The organism is Algibacter lectus (assembly GCF_004368925.1).
Taxonomy (GTDB): Bacteria; Bacteroidota; Bacteroidia; order Flavobacteriales; family Flavobacteriaceae; genus Algibacter; species Algibacter lectus.
Genome location: NZ_SORL01000007.1, coordinates 1,501,810 through 1,519,619, shown reverse-complemented (window position 1 = coordinate 1,519,619; position 17,810 = coordinate 1,501,810). Strand labels below are relative to the sequence as shown.

Annotated in this window: 15 protein-coding genes; 8 read left to right on the top strand and 7 right to left on the bottom strand. The window is 32.4% G+C overall.

The genetic code is table 11. The features are described 5' to 3' along the window. Window positions 1–5: 5 nt before the first annotated feature. Window positions 6–2,276 (top strand): aconitate hydratase, encoded by a 2,271-nt coding sequence (locus tag DFQ06_RS06945; RefSeq protein ID WP_133966822.1) that lies wholly within the window; start codon window positions 6–8, stop codon window positions 2,274–2,276. Between the two features lie 268 nt (window positions 2,277–2,544). Here the strand turns inward: DFQ06_RS06945 and DFQ06_RS06940 are convergent, their stop codons facing one another. Beyond that, a complete protein-coding gene (locus tag DFQ06_RS06940) occupies window positions 2,545–3,921 on the bottom strand; it encodes an LEM-3-like GIY-YIG domain-containing protein (RefSeq protein WP_133966820.1) in 1,377 nt (458 codons plus the stop codon). An 86-nt stretch (window positions 3,922–4,007) separates the two neighbouring features. After that, complete coding sequence (locus tag DFQ06_RS06935) at window positions 4,008–4,808, bottom strand: hypothetical protein (protein WP_133966818.1); 801 nt, start codon at window positions 4,806–4,808, stop codon at window positions 4,008–4,010. Between the two features lie 211 nt (window positions 4,809–5,019). On the opposite strand from DFQ06_RS06935, the gene DFQ06_RS06930 reads away from it, so the two are divergent. Next, the gene (locus DFQ06_RS06930; protein ID WP_133966816.1) at window positions 5,020–7,263 is read left to right on the top strand and encodes an efflux RND transporter permease subunit; all 2,244 of its coding nucleotides are present in this window, start codon (window positions 5,020–5,022) and stop codon (window positions 7,261–7,263) included. Window positions 7,264–7,287: 24 nt separating this feature from the next. Here DFQ06_RS06930 and DFQ06_RS06925 read toward each other — a convergent pair whose 3' ends face one another. Then, window positions 7,288–7,962: a hypothetical protein gene (locus DFQ06_RS06925; protein ID WP_133966814.1), complete on the bottom strand. Its 675-nt coding sequence runs from the start codon at window positions 7,960–7,962 to the stop codon at window positions 7,288–7,290. 330 nt (window positions 7,963–8,292) lie between these two features. Here DFQ06_RS06925 and mazG point away from each other — a divergent pair, with 330 nt between their 5' ends. From mazG to DFQ06_RS06895, 6 genes are all read left to right on the top strand, one after another. Then, on the top strand, window positions 8,293–9,066 hold the full coding sequence (gene mazG, locus DFQ06_RS06920) for a nucleoside triphosphate pyrophosphohydrolase (protein WP_042501059.1): 774 nt from the start codon (window positions 8,293–8,295) through the stop codon (window positions 9,064–9,066). A 324-nt stretch (window positions 9,067–9,390) separates the two neighbouring features. Further along, on the top strand, window positions 9,391–9,828 hold the full coding sequence (locus DFQ06_RS06915) for a GNAT family N-acetyltransferase (RefSeq protein WP_042501076.1): 438 nt from the start codon (window positions 9,391–9,393) through the stop codon (window positions 9,826–9,828). Between the two features lie 26 nt (window positions 9,829–9,854). Then, complete coding sequence (locus tag DFQ06_RS06910) at window positions 9,855–10,046, top strand: hypothetical protein (protein ID WP_042501061.1); 192 nt, start codon at window positions 9,855–9,857, stop codon at window positions 10,044–10,046. 35 nt (window positions 10,047–10,081) lie between these two features. Beyond that, window positions 10,082–10,888: a pyrroline-5-carboxylate reductase gene (gene proC / locus DFQ06_RS06905; RefSeq protein ID WP_042501064.1), complete on the top strand. Its 807-nt coding sequence runs from the start codon at window positions 10,082–10,084 to the stop codon at window positions 10,886–10,888. 1 nt (window position 10,889) lies between these two features. Next, on the top strand, window positions 10,890–11,660 hold the full coding sequence (gene proB / locus DFQ06_RS06900) for a glutamate 5-kinase (protein ID WP_042502920.1): 771 nt from the start codon (window positions 10,890–10,892) through the stop codon (window positions 11,658–11,660). Between the two features lie 13 nt (window positions 11,661–11,673). Then, window positions 11,674–12,873, top strand: a complete 1,200-nt coding sequence (locus DFQ06_RS06895) for a glutamate-5-semialdehyde dehydrogenase (RefSeq protein WP_133966812.1) — start codon at window positions 11,674–11,676, stop codon at window positions 12,871–12,873. A 97-nt stretch (window positions 12,874–12,970) separates the two neighbouring features. Here the strand turns inward: DFQ06_RS06895 and DFQ06_RS06890 are convergent, their stop codons facing one another. The 4 genes from DFQ06_RS06890 to DFQ06_RS06875 form a co-directional block, all read right to left on the bottom strand. After that, complete coding sequence (locus DFQ06_RS06890) at window positions 12,971–14,968, bottom strand: DUF349 domain-containing protein (protein ID WP_042502914.1); 1,998 nt, start codon at window positions 14,966–14,968, stop codon at window positions 12,971–12,973. Between the two features lie 89 nt (window positions 14,969–15,057). Then, complete coding sequence (locus DFQ06_RS06885) at window positions 15,058–15,795, bottom strand: shikimate dehydrogenase family protein (RefSeq protein WP_042498171.1); 738 nt, start codon at window positions 15,793–15,795, stop codon at window positions 15,058–15,060. Between the two features lie 16 nt (window positions 15,796–15,811). Beyond that, window positions 15,812–16,831: a DUF368 domain-containing protein gene (locus DFQ06_RS06880; RefSeq protein WP_133966810.1), complete on the bottom strand. Its 1,020-nt coding sequence runs from the start codon at window positions 16,829–16,831 to the stop codon at window positions 15,812–15,814. Beyond that, a complete protein-coding gene (locus tag DFQ06_RS06875; RefSeq protein WP_133966808.1) occupies window positions 16,831–17,751 on the bottom strand; it encodes a polyprenyl-phosphate transporter in 921 nt (306 codons plus the stop codon). Before DFQ06_RS06875 ends, DFQ06_RS06880 begins: the two co-directional genes overlap by 1 nt. Window positions 17,752–17,810: the final 59 nt, after the last annotated feature.

Sequence of the window (17,810 nt, the reverse complement as noted above, 5' to 3'; positions counted from 1 at the left end):
ATTTTATGGCATTTGACATCGACATGATTAAGGAGGTTTATACCAAAATGGCTCAACGTGTAGACAAAGCACGAAGCATTGTAGGTAAACCATTAACACTTTCTGAAAAGATTTTATATTCTCACTTGTGGGACGGAAACCCTACCAAACCATTCTCGCGAGGTAAGGATTATGTAGATTTTGCGCCAGATAGAATTGCTTGCCAAGATGCAACAGCACAAATGGCTCTTTTGCAATTTATGCAAGCCGGAAAAACTAAAGTCGCTGTACCAACAACGGTGCATTGCGATCACTTAATACAAGCTAAAGATGGTGCAGCAACCGATTTAAAACACGCCAACTCTGTGAGTAGCGAAGTTTTTAATTTCTTAGAATCTGTATCAAATAAATACGGTATTGGTTTTTGGAAACCAGGCGCAGGTATTATTCATCAAGTCGTTTTAGAAAATTATGCATTCCCAGGAGGAATGATGATTGGTACCGATTCCCACACAGTAAATGCTGGTGGTTTAGGTATGGTCGCAATTGGTGTTGGTGGAGCCGATGCGGTAGACGTTATGGCCGGAATGGCTTGGGAACTTAAATTCCCTAAATTAATTGGTGTTAAGTTAACTGGTAAATTATCAGGATGGACAGCGCCAAAGGATGTGATTTTAAAAGTAGCCGGAATTCTTACTGCAAAAGGAGGAACTGGAGCTATTGTAGAATACTTTGGACCTGGAGCAACATCAATGTCGTGTACAGGTAAAGGAACTATTTGTAATATGGGAGCCGAAATAGGCGCTACAACCTCTACTTTTGGGTACGATGAGTCTATGGAGCGTTATTTACGTGCAACCGATAGAAGCGATGTTGCAGATGCTGCAAACGCCGTTAAAGAACATTTAACGGGAGATGCTGAAGTATACGCAAACCCAGAACAATATTTCGATGAACTTATTGAAATTAATTTATCAGAATTAAGTCCATTATTAAACGGACCTTTCACGCCAGATTTATCTACGCCAGTTGGTAAGGATATGAATGAGAAAGCAACCGCTAACGAGTGGCCTTTAAAAGTAGAATGGGGTTTAATTGGTTCTTGTACCAACTCATCTTACGAAGATTTATCTCGTGCATCATCCATAGCACAACAAGCCTTAGATCAAGGTTTAAAAATGAAATCGGAACTAGGTATTAATCCAGGATCAGAGCAAGTACGCTACACAGCAGATCGTGATGGTATTTTAGGGATTTTCGAAAATCTAGATGCAAAAATATTTACAAATGCCTGCGGACCATGTATTGGACAATGGGCAAGATATAGCGATCCAAAAAACGCACCAAAAAACAGCATTGTACATTCGTTTAACCGAAACTTTGCTAAACGTGCCGATGGAAATCCAAATACACACGCCTTTGTAGCTTCTCCAGAAATTACTGCAGCCATCGCCATTGCAGGTCGTTTAGACTTCAATCCAATGACAGATAAGTTGATTAATGAGAATGGTGAAGAAGTGATGTTCGATGAGCCAACAGGATGGGAATTACCACCAAAAGGATTCGAAGTAAAAGATAACGGATACTTAGCTCCAGAAGCCGATGGTAGCCACGTACAAGTAAAAGTAGCCGAAGATTCGGAGCGTTTACAATTATTAACGCCATTTACACCGCTTGGTAACGATATTTCAGGTGCAAAACTATTAATAAAAGCCTTTGGAAAATGTACCACCGACCATATTTCTATGGCAGGGCCATGGTTACGTTTCCGTGGGCACTTAGATAATATTTCAAACAACTGCTTAATTGGAGCCGTTAACGCATTTGGTCAAAAAACAAACTTTGTGAAAAATCAAATAACAGGAGATTATGGTGGCGTGCCAGATACAGCACGTGCTTACAAAGCCGCAGGAATTAAAACTGTTGTTGTGGGCGACCATAATTACGGAGAAGGATCCTCTCGTGAGCATGCAGCCATGGAGCCAAGGCATTTAGGTGTTGCCGCTGTAATTGTAAAATCGTTTGCGCGTATTCACGAAACAAACCTTAAAAAACAAGGGATGCTAGGTTTAACATTTGCTAACGAAAGCGATTACGATTTAATTCAAGAAGATGATACGTTCAACTTCACAGATTTAAATGCCTTTGCACCAGACAAGCAATTAACCTTAGAGGTAGTTCATGCCGATGGCAGTAAAGATGTTATTAAATTGAATCACACCTACAACGATGCGCAAATTGAATGGTATAACGAAGGTTCTGCCTTAAACTTAATTAAAAAAGAAAACGGAGCATAGTTTTCTAAAATCATAATAATTAAAATCCGGCTTTCGAGCTGGATTTTTTGTTTTAAAACGGTTTCCTGTTTTAGAATTTGTATTTGGGCGTTACCTAGGTCCTGAAAAAAAAACAGGACCTAGGTCGGGCTTTCCGTTGCAAGTCCTGGCACTTCCTTCGTCAGGCTGTGGGCTTTTCTCTACAATCCCTAACGCGGGCGTATTTGGATAAATATTGCTTTTTGATAATATTTGGTTCGTTAGTCAGTTTATAATTTAAATCAGGAAATTATTGATGGTCATTTAAAAATTTAGTATAAAATTCCCAATCTTTATCTGCATCTTTTTTTTCTTGACTGATTATATTTTTATCAGACTTTTTTGTTGATAAAACATTAAGTGTATCTACAAACTCCATGTGTTTAGAGCTACTTATACTAATTATTTCCCCTTCCAAATTATATTTGATAAATCCTTTATTGGTAATAAATTCTTCAATTAATCTACCACATTCATGATAATACGAGTATTCAATGGTATTGTTGAAATTATTGTAAGAATATTTTTTCTGACCATTTGCATAATAAAGTTTTTTTGAAACCTTTTTTGAGTCTTTACTATGTTCTTCTAAATAGTATGTTGAATTATCATTATAAAAACTCCAGTTTTTTTTAATTATACCGTTTTCATAATATTTGCTTTTTAATGATATTGAACCGTTTAGGCTATAACTTTTAGAGAAAGAAATGGAGCCATTTGTGTTATATTTTTTTAGTGTTTTTGTTTTACTATTTTCATAGTATTCAATCCATTTCCCTAATGGTTTTCCGTTTTTTAGGTATTGGATGTTTTGTATATTGTTATTTGGAAAAAAGGTTTCTATTTTTAATATTTTATTTTCAAAGATTACTTTGATTTTAGAAAAACCATTTTGTTTTAAAGTTAAGGAGAAATCATTTTTTTTAGAAAGTTTATCTTTTACTTCTTCCAAAAAAAAAGAGTCAGAGATGTTGTTATTCAAGGATATAAAACCCAGTGAGAAATAAAAATCTACGATAGGTTTTTTACTATATATGAAGCCAGCATAGTAGATAGGAATATTTTCATTATTAATTTCGAAAAATAAGTCTATCATATTTTTGTCTTTATAAAAATCAATAATAGGTTTAATAAAAACAAGAACCCCATCCAAGTCATATTTGTGTATAAGATACTTAGGTGTTATTTCATCAAGATGAATAATAGAAGACGTTTTTTTTATTGAATTGAATTTTACTTGAGCTAAAAAATCTAAGGAAGTTAAATCAAAATCTATATTAGGTTTAGTTTCATAAAACAGACTTTTACCAGGACTCCAGAGACCTCCAGGTGTGAAGTTTAATAGATTTCCTTCTTTAAAGGATTCTCGACCAATTTTATAAATAATTATTTTTTCAAGATGAAATGCAGTGCTTTCTGTTAGGTGTAAAAATAAAAAATCAACTTTAACTTGTAGGTTTTCGGATTCGATTTCTTTTATTCTATTATATTTGAAAATATTTTTTATGTCTTTAGGGAGTTCTTTAAAATGAGAGTCATATCTACTACCTTTTCCTTTACCAATATAAAAATATTCATTATTTCTTGGGTCGATTAATCCGTAAACATAGTATTCTTTTTTCTCCACGATAATTTGTTAGAAATATTTAGTTATGTATTAAATTTAATGAATTAAAGTTTATCACTAAAATATCATACTTTAAAAATTTAATATTAATTCAATTCACGCTTATCCAAAACACTTCTTATTTTCTTATAAACAAGAAGATAAACTGTAGCTGCTCCAAACGAAATAAGAGTACCAACATAAATTCCATAAAGTGGATAAACTATAGAAATAACAAGCGAATAAATTATTAATGAAAACATACCAATAGGAACATTTTTTATCACCGTATGCACATGTTCTTTAGAATATGTAAAATGAATAATTAGCATAAGCGGAAACAAGGTTGTCGGAAATGCAGAGAAAAGTCCTGCCCAAGTTGGACCAACAAATTTGGGGACACTCGTAATTACTAAAATAATTAAAGCAGCAAAAAAGGCGCGCACAAAAAGAATTTTATAATTAAGTTTAGCCTTAGTTTTTATGTTAATATTTTCAATACTTTTAAAAAGACGAATAAACAAAAATGAGAAAGTAATTGGGATTAATATGGCTATATATTTATTAATTTCTATAAGGTGTAATAGCGAAACTACAGCAAAGTAAGCCGTTATAGCCGATAAAGAAGATAGCAAAATATTAAACCTTTTAAAGTATCTAGAGGCTATGTAATACACATAAACAAAAGTTAAAGCAGCCGTTAAGCCCATCATATTATAAACAGCGCTTTTTGCAGCAAAATCAGGACTAACTTCTAAGCCAAAGAAAAATAAAGTGATAGCAGATCCCGTTGGGTATCCCGATAAAATACCAGCCACTTTAGGGCTTACATTTTCAGCTAGTATTGATAAGCCGATAACAAAGGCGATAGCCACTAATAATTTAATTATGAATAATAATTCTATCATTTTACTATTATTTATTTGTTGCAAGCTTGTTATAGAAAAATATCCATTTGCTTGATAACATGATTTAAATTTAAGCTTCAAAATTAGAACAATCTATTGGTTTCTTTTCAACAAAACTTCTGCTATTTTAAGTAGAATAGAGTAAAAGGCTATTAAAGTAAAATTGTGCTTCGTATCTTGTATGCTCTAAGCTAAATAGAGGCAATTACATATGATTGAAAAACTCTTAAAATACAGATATATCTACATAGTCATATTAATTTTACTTGTAGTATTTGCAGCAATAAAAGCGCCAAATATTGAGGTAGATACCGATATATCTCAGTTTTTTCATGAAGATGATGCCGATTACACTTTTTATCAAGACATGAAATCGGAATTCTCTAGTCAGGATAATTTAATTCTATTAGGCGTTAAACATCAAGATTCTGTTTTCAATTTGGAATTTCTTAATAAAATAGAAGCGCTAGCCGATAGCTTAAAACAGATTCCGAATATAAAAAAGGTAAATAGCTTGCTAACGCTGTCTTACCCAATAAAAAGTATGTTTGGTATTATTGGGGTACCGTATTTAAAAATTGAAGATAGCGGTAAATTAGCCTATAATAAAAAGAAAATTTTAGGCGATGAGTTACCTAAAAGCTTTATTAATAGACAAGGCGATGCGTTGTTTTTATGGATAGAAACCGAGCCAAACTTAGAGACTAAACCCTTAGATAAATTAATAGGCGATATTAATGCGTTAAGAACCGATTACGGCGAACTTACCACGTTTTTATGGGGAAGAGAAGTTATTGATGTTTCGTTTAAAAACATTCTTATTAAAGAGATACTGACGTTTAGTTTTTGGATTTCTATTTTTTTATGTCTGAGTTTAATTTTCATATTTAAAAAACCAGCAGCTATTTTATTTCCCATAGTGTTGGTTGTTGTGGTTATTATTTTGTTTTTGGGAGGTATGGTTACTTTGGGGAGACCTATAAGTACCATGTCTAATTTATTTCCAACTATTATTTTAATTGTAGCGGTTTCCGATGTTATTCATTTGTGCATAAAATATGATATTGAAGCTAAAAAAGGATTATCATCTAAGCAAGCAACCAAAAATGCGTTAAGCGAAATTGGGTTTACAACCTTAATCACATCGTTTACAACAGCAGTTGGTTTTTTAGTATTGTATATGTCTCCCATGCAGGCAATGCGAAATTTTGGAGTTGAGTCGGCAATTTTAGTGATTTTAACCTTTGTTTTAACGCTTATCTTTTTACCTATATTTTTTAGCGGTCTAAAAAAGGGAAATCTATTTACCATCAGTAAACCGTTTACGGCATTATCTACGAAGCTGTTTAAAAAGCTAGATTTAATTTATAAATATCAAAATACGGTACTTGTTGGGTTTGCTGTAGTTCTTGCTCTGAGTTGTTATGGAATGACTTTAATTAGTACAAATGGGAGTCATTATTCGTTTCCTGAAAAAACAGATTTATACAGCAGTTATAAATTCTTCGAAAATAATTTTGGAGGTTCTCGTACGTTCGAGCTTGTGCTTTCATCTAAAAATGAAAAGAAATTAAATGAGCCTGAACTTTTAGAAACGGTTTATGCTATTGATAATTACCTAGCGGAACATCCTAATTTAAACGATGTAAAATCACCTGTAAATTATTATCAAATTATGAGTCAGGCGTATTATCCAAATACCTATAAAGAACGACCGTTACCTCTAGATATTAAGACTATTAAAAAATATGAAAAACAACTAGCTTCACTTTTAAAGAAAGATTATTTAGCTAATAAAAACCGAACTATTTTTAAATTTAATGCCCAAATGAAAGATTTTGGAAAGCATGATATTGATGCCATCCATACTGATATTTTGGCACATGTAAATAGTTTAATTGCTAATAAACCAATAGAAGCAAGGCTATCTGGTATCGATATGCTTATCGATATATCTCAAGAGAAAAGTATAGAAAATACATTTTTCGGACTTTTGATTGCCATAATAATTGTGTCTATTACTTTAGGAATAGTTTATAAAAATTTGGCTTTAGGTATTTTGGCTGTATTCCTTAATTTAATCCCGTTGATTATAACGGCTGGAATTATGGGGTTTTTTAAAGTCGATTTAAGAGCAGAAATTGCACTAATTTTTACAGTTGGTTTTGTTATTGCTGTAGATGATACCATTCACCTTTTAAGTAAATTTCAATGGGAACGTAAAAAGGGTGGCTCTGTAGACTATGCTATAAAAACGGCGGTTTTAGAGTGCGGAAAAGCTATTTTGGCTACCAGTATTATTCTGGTTGGTGGCTTTTTTATTTTAATGAGTTCAGGATCGTTAGAAATTTTTATACTCGGTTTATTAGTAGGGCTTATTGTGATTATAACCTTATTTGTAGATTTAGTTCTGGCTCCGATAGTTATATTAAAATGGTTTAAAAAGTTTCTTTAAAAAGAACTTAAATATTGTTGTGGACTACCTTATTTGGTAGATGGAACAATAACTGTCTTTTTTATCTCCTAAAATGTCAACATTTAATAAACCGGAGGTAACTGCAAATGTAATAGTATCATCTTTTGCTAAATCTACGGTGGTTGAAATTCGCCTGTAAGGAGATGATACATTTATAAATGCAACTGCTACGCTAAGGTAATTTTCCTCAGCAATTAAAATTCCGTTTTTTTCAATGCTTAATCCAAAGTTTGTGTTAGCAGATATTATGTTGCCAATTTTTATTTGTGCATTTACGATATAAATACCATCTTGCTTAGCTGTAAATGTATTTGTAGTTAAATCGAATTCATCGTTATTGTCTACTTCTTCACTATCAAATGTTATTTTAGAGCTTCCAAGAGTAAGTGATAAGGTTTGAGGGCCTCCACTAGAAAATGAAGCCTTAACTATTGTTGGTAATGCAGCATCTATAATATCGTTGGCAAGTACCGTGTTAACAATGCCTGATTTAGAAATAACTAAAATAGAATCTTGTATAACTTCTATATCGTTTTCGTTTACAGTACTTCTTACTTTAAGTGTACCATTTACATCTAGCATAGCTTCGGGGCTAGTGGTGCCAATTCCTACTTGGGCAAATGATACTGTAGACAGTAAGAATAATAATACAGGGAATATAGCATGTAATTTCCTCATGATATTTTGTTTTGGTTGATCTTCGGGAGAAAGATTCGATTAAAATAATAAAAAATAAAATAAAATTCTGACAATAATAGTGGTTTTTCGACTACGTGTATGTTTTTTGTCGAGGTTTTATAAAAAGTAGAAGTAAATTTTAATTATTAAGATAATTTATATCGATTTTGCGAGAAAATTAAACTGTAAGCTTGATTGTATATTAGTATTAGGTTACCGCCAATTCTTTTAATATCAATATGAACCCCAGCATTATTTTCTTCCTGTAAATTAAAATTATAATTAGTAGAAACTGTATTTTTACAAAAAAGAATACAATTTCAATTTCTCATGAATTCTAGAGCAAATCAACTAACAGCATTCGATAGATTATTAACTATTATGGACGAGCTTCGTGAGCAATGCCCATGGGATAAAAAGCAAACCATGGAAACGCTTCGTCATTTAACCATAGAAGAAACGTATGAGCTGGGTGATGCTATTTTGGATAAAGATTTAGAGGAAGTAAAAAAAGAACTAGGCGATGTGCTTTTGCATATTGTATTTTACGCTAAAATTGGTAGCGAAACTAAAGATTTTGATATAGGTGATGTTTGTAATTCTATCTGTGAAAAATTGATACACAGACATCCACATATTTATAGCAATGTAAAAGTTGAAAACGAAGAAGATGTTAAAAGAAACTGGGAAAACTTAAAACTTAAAGAAGGAAAATCTAGTGTTTTAGAAGGCGTACCAAAAAGTTTGCCTGCACTTGTAAAAGCAGGACGAATTCAAGAAAAAGTAGCTGGTGTAGGTTTCGATTGGGAAGAACCTTCTCAGGTTTGGGAAAAAGTAGAAGAAGAGCTTAATGAGTTTAAAGTAGAAGTTGAAGTAAACGACCAAGATGCTATGGAAAGTGAATTTGGAGATGTTTTGTTCTCGCTGGTAAACTATGCACGTTTTAAAAATATTAACCCAGAAAATGCTCTAGAACGTACTAATAAAAAATTTACTAAACGTTTTCAATATCTAGAAGAAAAAGCTAAAAGTTTAAATAAACCATTGAGAGACATGACGCTTGCCGAAATGGATGTGTTTTGGGAAGAAGCCAAAAAACTATAATATTATAAAACAAGCGTTTTTTACGAATTGTATTTATCTTAACATGGTTAATTTGCTATTGGGGTTCATTTTATTTAAATTTGCATCATGGTAAAAGGCATACATGAGAAAAGAAATATCAGAATCTTTAACTTCAACTTTCTAGTTTTTAGAAATCAGTCGGATAAATTCATTCCTCCTGCATTCTAGTATTCAGCCAATCTCCTTACTCAATTTTTAAACGTTAATTATTTACTTATTAGTTTATAAGTGAATAGTTTTTTGCGTTTACCTCATTTTTATGTTTACCTAAATTTAGGTATACCCACAAATAATAATCATTTAATGACTATTACGACTTTTGATGCCTTTTCTAGGTTGTCAATCAATGATATATCACGTATTTCCAAGTTTTTGCATGAATATTCTGGTGAGTTTACAGACACCAAAAGTGCCATCCAAAAATCAATTATGTATGCTGCAAAAGAAGTTCCAGGACTTGGCGGTTATGTTTTTATTATGGAAAAGAAACAAGAAATTTTAGGAGCCATAGTTGTTAATAGAACAGGTATGAACGAGTATTTAGCAGAAAACATATTGGTATATATGGCTGTTAAAACCGAGTATAGAGGTAGAGGGATTGCTCAGAAGTTAATAGAACATACCATAAAATATTGTGATGGCGATATCGCTATACACGTAAATAAAGATAACCCAGTTATAGAATTATTCGAAAAACAAGGGTTTAAAGCAAGAAATATAGAAATGCGATTAGTTCGATAATCCATTTTAAAAAACACACACAGAACATGAAGATTATACAAATAAAGAGAAAAACATCTTACGAGAAAATACATAGCGTAAAAATGGGCGAACTTACAAGTAAAGTAACACACATTAGAAAATACTTGTTTGGTTTACCTATAAAAACGCTTCATAAATATCGTGAAACATATTATGGTGAAGTTAAAGATTACAAAGATTGTATTCTTTTTGTTTAACCAAATTTTTAATAATTAATTTAAATATATATTAAATGAAAGTACTGGTAATTGGAGCAGGAAACATGGGGCTTACTTATGCACAAGGCATGTCTAAATCTAGACTGCTTAAAAAGAGAAATATTATGGTTTTGGATAAATCTGAAGAGAAATTGGAGGAGCTCAACCAAATATCACATTTTGATGCATTTAAAGAGCTTGAAGACTGCGTGCCAAAAGCAGATATCATTTTTATTGCAGTAAAACCATACCATGCTGAAGGCGTTTTTAAAGCCATCAACAAATTGGTAAACTCACAACAAATTATTGTCTCTATTATGGCAGGTGTAACAATAGCCTCTATAAAAGAACTAACAGGTTTAGAAAAAGTTGTACGTGCTATGCCTAATTTACCGGCACAAATAGGTAAAGGCTTAACATCTTACGTAACATCACCAGAAATTTCTAGAATAGAAATGCTAACGGTAGAAAGTTTATTGGATACCACAGGTAAATCAATGCGAGTTTCTAACGAAAACTTTATAGATGCCTCTACAGGTATTTCGGGAAGTGGACCAGCTTATGTATTCTATTTTATGCAAAGTATGATGGAAGCGGCTTTACAAATGGGCTTTTCTAAAAACGACTCTACAGTATTGGTAAGTCAAACTTTTACAGGTGCTGTAGAACTTTTTAATCAATCTAATCTATCTCCAAACTCGTGGATGGATCGAGTAGCTTCTAAAGGAGGCACTACACGTGCCGCGCTAGACTCTATGGAAGATAATAATGTTAATGAATTAATTAAAGAAGCCGCTTTTGCTGCATTTAGTCGTGCAGTAGAAATGGGAAAAGAACACTAAAATGTGTAAACAAAGAATAGTGATTAAGGTTGGTACTAATGTAATGACCAACAAAGATAATAGAATTGTAAGACCAGTTTTAAGACGATTGGTAAAACAAATAGCAGAGCTTTACGAGCGTGATATCATGACGATATTAGTCTCTTCTGGTTCTGCCATTGCAGGAAAAGAAGTTTTAGGGAAATCTAAAATTAAAGATAAAACCGTACGGCGCCAAGTATATTCTTCTATTGGGCAACCAAGAATGATGCGTCTTTATTATGATATTTTTCATGATTATGGAATGAAGTGTGCGCAAGTACTACCTACAAAGCGAGATTTTAGCCCAGGAGTACACAGGCAAAATATGATTAACTGTTGTGAAGGTTTACTTTCAGAAGGTGTTATTCCTATTGCTAATGAGGATGATGCCGTATCGGTAACCATGTCTATGTTTTCTGATAATGACGAGCTGGCGAGTTTAATTGCTCAGCTAATTAACGCAGATAAGCTTATTATTCTAACCGATATAGATGGTCTTTATACAGGGCATCCGGAAGCGGAAAGTAGCGATTTAATAAAAAATGTAGATCCGGGGGACGATCTTAATAAATATATTCAGGACAATAATAAAGGTGAAGGAGAAGGCCGTGGTGGTATGGGATCTAAATTAGATTATGCGCAACAAACTGCAGCCAACAACATTCCAACTTTTATTGCTAATGGAAAAAGTGATAACACCATTATCGATATTATAGACGGAAAAGCTGTAGGAACTAAGGTGTCACTTTAAAAAAAGAGAGAAAATGGAATTATTATCAGAAGAAATAAAAAATAGTGTTTTAAAAAGTATGGAGGTTCTTTTAAAGGAACATGAGGATACTTTATTAAATGCAAACAAAAAAGATATAGCGGCTTTTAATCAAGAAGATCAAGCCATGTACGATCGCTTAATTCTTAATAAAGATAAGGTCGATGGTATGATTACCGCAATACAGGTAGTGCGTGAACAAGAGGATCCTGTGAATAAAATAATTAGCAGAAAACAGTTTGATAACGGTTTGGATGTTGTGAATAAAACAGCACCATTTGGAACTATTATGATTATTTATGAATCTAGACCAGATGTAACTGTAGAGGCTACAGTGCTTGCTTTTAAAGCTAATAATAAAATACTGCTTAAAGGAGGTAAAGAAGCCGTACACAGTAACACAGCTATTGTAAAACTTTGGCATATGGCATTAGAAGAGCATAATCTGAGCACCGATTATATTCAAATGTTAACCATGAATAGAACAGAAACTCAAGCTTTTTTAAGAAACCCTACCGAGCAACTCGATTTAATAGTGCCTAGAGGTGGCGAGCAGCTTATAAAGTTTGTAAAAGAGCATGCTAAGTGTGCTGTTTTAGTGAGCGGACGTGGTAATAACTTTTTATACATTGATGAGGCTGCCGATTGGAAACAAACCATAGAGGTGATTTTAAATGCTAAAACTCAAAAAATTTCGGCATGTAATGCTTTAGATAAAATTTTAGTAAGTAAAAAACTTCCTGATTATGCAGGTAGAATTTTAAATTTAAATGAAATTTTAAAAGACAGTGGTGTAGAGGTTTTAGTTGATGAAGAAACAAAATCTATTTTAAGTGATGAAAAACTTATAACAGATGATTCCATTTGGTATCAAGAATTTCTTGAAATGAAATGTTGTATTGGTACCGTAAATTCGGTTTTTGATGCTATTGAAAAAATAAACGAATACTCTGGTGGACATTCTGCTACAGTCATGACGACTAATACAGATATTGCTAAGAAATTCATGGAACAAGTAGATTGTGCTGTGGTATATCAAAACGCATCAACACGTTTTACCGATGGCGGACAAATAGGTGTAGGAGCAGAGCTTGCTATAAGTACAGATAAATTACACCATCGCGGACCATTAGGGTTAAAGGAGCTTGTTACCAATAAATATTATGTTTTTGGAGACGGCCATGTTCGTGTTTAATATTTTAGTGTTTTAGAAAACACGACATGAAACTAAAAAGGCAGCTTAGAATTTTTCTAAGCTGCCTTTTTTCTATTGTAATAAATAGTGTTACAAATTAATAACGCTCTTTAATTTTTCTTAGTTTTTCTTTTAAAAGAACAAGAGAATCTTTGTGGCCTTTAATGTTGTTGTGCACATCTTTAACTAGCGGATTATCTTCATCTACATTCGTGAAAAACTGTAAATTATTTTCTAACTGATTAATTTGCGCTTTTACTTCATCCATTTTTTTACGAATGAATAAGCGTTCGTTATCTAAATTTCTTGTATCACCATCAGAAGAAGTTAAGCTATCAAGTTTGTTCTCGTACTTAATCATTTCGATTTCTGTTTTATCCATTTTTAAACTAGATAATAAATCGTCAATGGTTTTCTGGAATTTATCTTCAATAAAACGTTTGTCGTTTGGTACACGTCCTAAATCTTTCCAAGTATTAATATGTCCTTTAATGATTTCAACATCTTTGTCTTTATCATCTGTAGGTGTCACAGCTTTAAGAGTTTCTAGTAATTCAGATTTTTTATTGAAAGCATCAACGTGTTCTTGACTTACAGCATTTCTTTTTGCATGCACTTTATCGAAATAGTGATTACAGGCAGCTTTAAATTGTTTCCAAATTTTGTCGCTGTCTTTTCTTGGAACATGACCAATTTTTTTCCAATCGTTCTGAATTTTTTTCATCAAAGGCGTTGTTACCGCAGTATCTTCGCTTTCTTTGTTGTCTTCAGCAATTTTTATTAACTCTAATTTTTTCTGTAAATTAGTGTATTGTTCCTTTTTTAAATCTTTGTAATAAGCGTTTTTGTTTCTGTTAAAAGTTCTAACAGCATCTTTAAACTTAGCCCAAGTATCTTCGTTAACTTTTAAAGGTACTTTTCCGGCATTAAAAAATTGATTTCTTAAATCTTCAATAATTTTAATACGCTTTTGCCATTCACTATGCGAGCCTGCAGGTTGTGCAGCAACAAATTCAATATTAGCAATTATTTCTAATTTAGTTTCTAGGTTTTTATCGTAAACCTTATCAATTTCTTTGTAATAAACTTGGCGTTTATCGTTTATAATTTTTGTTGCAGCTTTAAAACGATCCCAAATTTCTTCACGATGTTCTTTACCAACAGGGCCGAGCTCTTCTTTCCACATTTTGTGTAATTCTTGAAGTTCTCTAAACGATCGCATTACATTATCATCTTGGGCTAACTCTTCAGCGCGCTCAATAATTAATAATTTCTTCTCTAAATTATGTTTAAAATCTAGATCGCGTAAATCTCTGTTAAGGTGTAAAAAATCGTAAAATAACTCCACATGGTGATGGTAGCTATTCCACGCGTTATTGTATTTATCTCTCGGAATTGGTCCGGTTGTTCTCCAACGTTCTTGTAATTCTTTAAAATGCTTGTAGGTTGTATTTATATTCTCTTCAACATTAATTAAACCTTTAAGTTCTTCAATTATTTCTAGCTTATCGGTTAAGTTTTGCTTTAAGTTTTTTTCTAAACTTTTATAGTGATCGTTAAGCTTATTTCGGTATTCTTTGTAAGCTGCTTTGTAACGTTTTTCAATAGGAGAGGCGTAGTAGAAATCGATTTCATTTCCTCCTTCATTTAAAAATTCTTCCTTTTTCTCTTCAACTAAGGCTTGGTGCTTTGTTTTAAACTCGGCATTAATACCATCTACATGAGATTTTATAGCCTGTACTTTTTGTCCCTGAACAAGTTTTTCTAACTCAATGGCTAAAGCTTCAAGCGACATGCTATCGTATTCCTTAACTTCAATGGTGTGCCTATCTTTGTTTCCTTCATCTTCGGCATCTTCTGCGTTAGATTCTTCGATTTCATTTAGAACTTCATCATCTTCACTGTCTCCTTTTACAGGGGCAGGTGTAGCGGCCACAGTATCTTCTGTTTGTACTTCAGTGGTTGGTGTTTCAGAAGTTTGTGAATCATCAGGAGTTACAGCTTCCGGAGCCGCGGTTTCTGGTGTAATAGATTCACTGTTTACAGGATTAGCATGATCTGCGTTTTCTGCGTTAGGGTTATTTAAGTCAGACATTATAAAATGTTTAGGTTCGTAGTTTTTACTATAGACTTTAAAGATACTAACAAGTCTATTATTAACAAAGGCTTAGGTGTGGATATTTTTTATAAATCCCAAATGGCCCACGATTTTTCTGCTTGTAATTTAAGCATATTTAATCCGTTAATAGTTGTGGCACCGTTATCCTTACCTTGTTTCAGGAATTTAGTTTGATCTGGATTGTATATTAAATCGAATAGAATATGTTTATCCGTTATACCGTTGTATGGAATATTTGCGCAAACTTCAATGTTCGGGAATGTCCCTAATGGCGTGCAGTTTACAATCACTTCGTGTTCTGCAACAATGGTTTCTGTTAAATCGTCGTAAGTAAAAGTGACACCTTTAGAGTGTTTTCTAGAAACATATTTATAATCTATTCCTAATTCTTTTAAACTGAAAGCAACCGCTTTACTAGCACCACCTGTACCTAGAATTAAAGCTTTTTTATGATGCGGTTTCACGAAAGGTTTAAGTGTGTTTTTAAAACCATAACAGTCTGTATTATAGCCAACAAGTTTTCCTTTTTTTGTGATTTTTATGGTGTTAACCGCTCCAATAGCTTTCGCTTTTTTATTTATTTTATCAAGAAAAGGCATAACCGCTTCTTTATAAGGAATAGTCACGTTTAAACCCTTTATGTTTTCTGTGTTTTTTATAATTGAAGGAAATAGATCGATGTTTTCTAAATCGAAATTTTCGTAGCTTGTATCTGTTATATTTTCATTTTCAAATTTATTTTTAAAATAATTTCTTGAAAATGAATATGATATATCTTTGCCTAAAAGTCCTAATTTTTTCACTTGATAATTTTTTATATTATTCTTGTATATGTCTTGTTTTTTGTCCGTACCACTCTAAGCCTAAAACAAATGCTATGCCTAGTAATATAAAGCCAATAGCTAAATAAGTATCGGTGTTTAATTCAGGGAAAAAGCGTTGATAATTATGAACCACTTTAGATCCTGTAGAATCGAATAGAAAACCACCATTTTGATCTAGTTTGTAGATTGTTTTTTTCCAAGGCCAAACAACGCCTAAAGAACCTATAATGAAACCTAATATTGATGAAGTGGTAATGCTTTTGTAACGTTTTAAAATATAGCTTAATAAATGCGAAAAAGTTACTAAACCTGCTACTGAGCCTAAAGTAAACACAGCGAGCACTTGTAGCATTCTTAAACGTTCTGGATTGTTGGTAAAACCGAAATCATTTCTAATTATTTCTGAAAAAGTATCGTAAAGAGCGTTTACAGAATCGACTAAAAGGAGTACATAGTTACCAAGTAAAATGAGAATAAATGAACCTGAAAACCCAGGTAAGGTCATGCCTGAAACACTTATAATGCCACAGAAAAATACAAACCAAAGATTATCGTTTTCCTTAGCAGGATTTAAAAAGCTAATACCAACACCTAGTAAAATACCAATAGCTAGTGATAGATAGGTTTGATAATTACGGTCTTTAAAATCTTTATTTATATAGTAAATTGAGCCTATAATCATTCCGAAGAAAACACTCCAAACATATAATTCGTATTGTTTGATAAGATAATCTAGAATTTTAGATATACTAAAATAACTAACTATCATACCGAAGAAAAGTAAACTTAAAAATCTACCATTTATGTAATTGTAGAAACTCTTAAAGCGCCCATTAATTAGGAGTTTAAAAGCTTTACCGTTTACCTTTTTTAGTGAGTAAATAAACTCTTCGTAAAAACCAGCAACAAAAGCGACAACACCACCAGAAATCCCAGGTACCTTATTGGCAGCACCCATTCCTAATCCTTTTAAGATTAGAAAAATTTTATCGGTAAGTGTTCTGGTGCTTTCCATTATTGTTTTTTATTGCCCACTTTTTCAAGAATAAAAATAGTTAAAAATCCTAGAATCATTAAGATAATAGCAAAAAGTAATTGGTTATTTCCATCGAAAGAAAAAGGTGAAACACTTTCTTGTAAAACGGCAGATTTAATTCCTTCGGAATTGGTGTGCCATGTTAATGTTTTTTTCCAAGGCCAAACTTTATTTAGGGATCCAAAAATAAAACCTGTAAGCACTGCTAAGGTGATATTATGATAATGTTTGAATAACCATTTTAATAAATGACTAAAACTTAAAAGACCCACAAGAGCTCCTGTAGCAAAAATTAATATTTTCTTGATATCAAAATCATGAAAAGCATCACTTAAAGCTTTGTATGCGCCTAAAATTATTAGAATGAAGGCTCCCGAAATTCCTGGTAAAATCATAGCGCAAATTGCGATAGCTCCGGCGATAAATAGAAACCAAGGATTTTCATTATTAGATGAAGCAGGAAGTGTTGTAATGTAAAAGGCTATAAAGGCACCAACAATTAAACTAATAATTACGGCTAAGTTCCATTTTTGAATTTGTTTTCCAACAAAAAAAATACTTGCCACAATAAGACCAAAAAAGAAAGACCAAATAAGTACAGGGTGATTTTCTAATAAGTATTTTGCTAAACGCATTACAGATACAAAACTGACCATAATACCAGCTAATAGCGCTATTAAAAAATTACCGTTCAGTTGTTGCCAAAAGGGTTTTATACCTTTAGTGAAAAGTGATTTAATTAAATCGACATTTATATTGCTAATGGAATTTATTAATTCTTCGTAAATACCTGAAATGAAGGCAATAGTTCCACCAGAAACACCAGGGACAGCATCGGCAGCTCCCATAGCAAGGCCTTTAAGCGAAATAATTAAATAGTCTTTTAAATGTCTTTGCATCTTTTGATTTTTTACGTAAAAAACCAAAGGTATGTATTTTAATGAAAATGTTTATATAG

Coding starts and splice junctions, on each gene's coding strand:
- DFQ06_RS06915 (WP_042501076.1), top strand. CDS start 9,391: ATGACTATTACGACTTTTGATGCCTTTTCTAGGTTGTCAATCAATGAT.
- proB (WP_042502920.1), top strand. CDS start 10,890: ATGTGTAAACAAAGAATAGTGATTAAGGTTGGTACTAATGTAATGACC.
- DFQ06_RS06875 (WP_133966808.1), bottom strand. CDS start 17,751: ATGCAAAGACATTTAAAAGACTATTTAATTATTTCGCTTAAAGGCCTT.
- DFQ06_RS06910 (WP_042501061.1), top strand. CDS start 9,855: ATGAAGATTATACAAATAAAGAGAAAAACATCTTACGAGAAAATACAT.
- DFQ06_RS06930 (WP_133966816.1), top strand. CDS start 5,020: ATGATTGAAAAACTCTTAAAATACAGATATATCTACATAGTCATATTA.
- proC (WP_042501064.1), top strand. CDS start 10,082: ATGAAAGTACTGGTAATTGGAGCAGGAAACATGGGGCTTACTTATGCA.
- DFQ06_RS06935 (WP_133966818.1), bottom strand. CDS start 4,808: ATGATAGAATTATTATTCATAATTAAATTATTAGTGGCTATCGCCTTT.
- DFQ06_RS06925 (WP_133966814.1), bottom strand. CDS start 7,962: ATGAGGAAATTACATGCTATATTCCCTGTATTATTATTCTTACTGTCT.
- DFQ06_RS06890 (WP_042502914.1), bottom strand. CDS start 14,968: ATGTCTGACTTAAATAACCCTAACGCAGAAAACGCAGATCATGCTAAT.
- DFQ06_RS06880 (WP_133966810.1), bottom strand. CDS start 16,831: ATGGAAAGCACCAGAACACTTACCGATAAAATTTTTCTAATCTTAAAA.
- DFQ06_RS06945 (WP_133966822.1), top strand. CDS start 6: ATGGCATTTGACATCGACATGATTAAGGAGGTTTATACCAAAATGGCT.
- DFQ06_RS06895 (WP_133966812.1), top strand. CDS start 11,674: ATGGAATTATTATCAGAAGAAATAAAAAATAGTGTTTTAAAAAGTATG.
- mazG (WP_042501059.1), top strand. CDS start 8,293: ATGAATTCTAGAGCAAATCAACTAACAGCATTCGATAGATTATTAACT.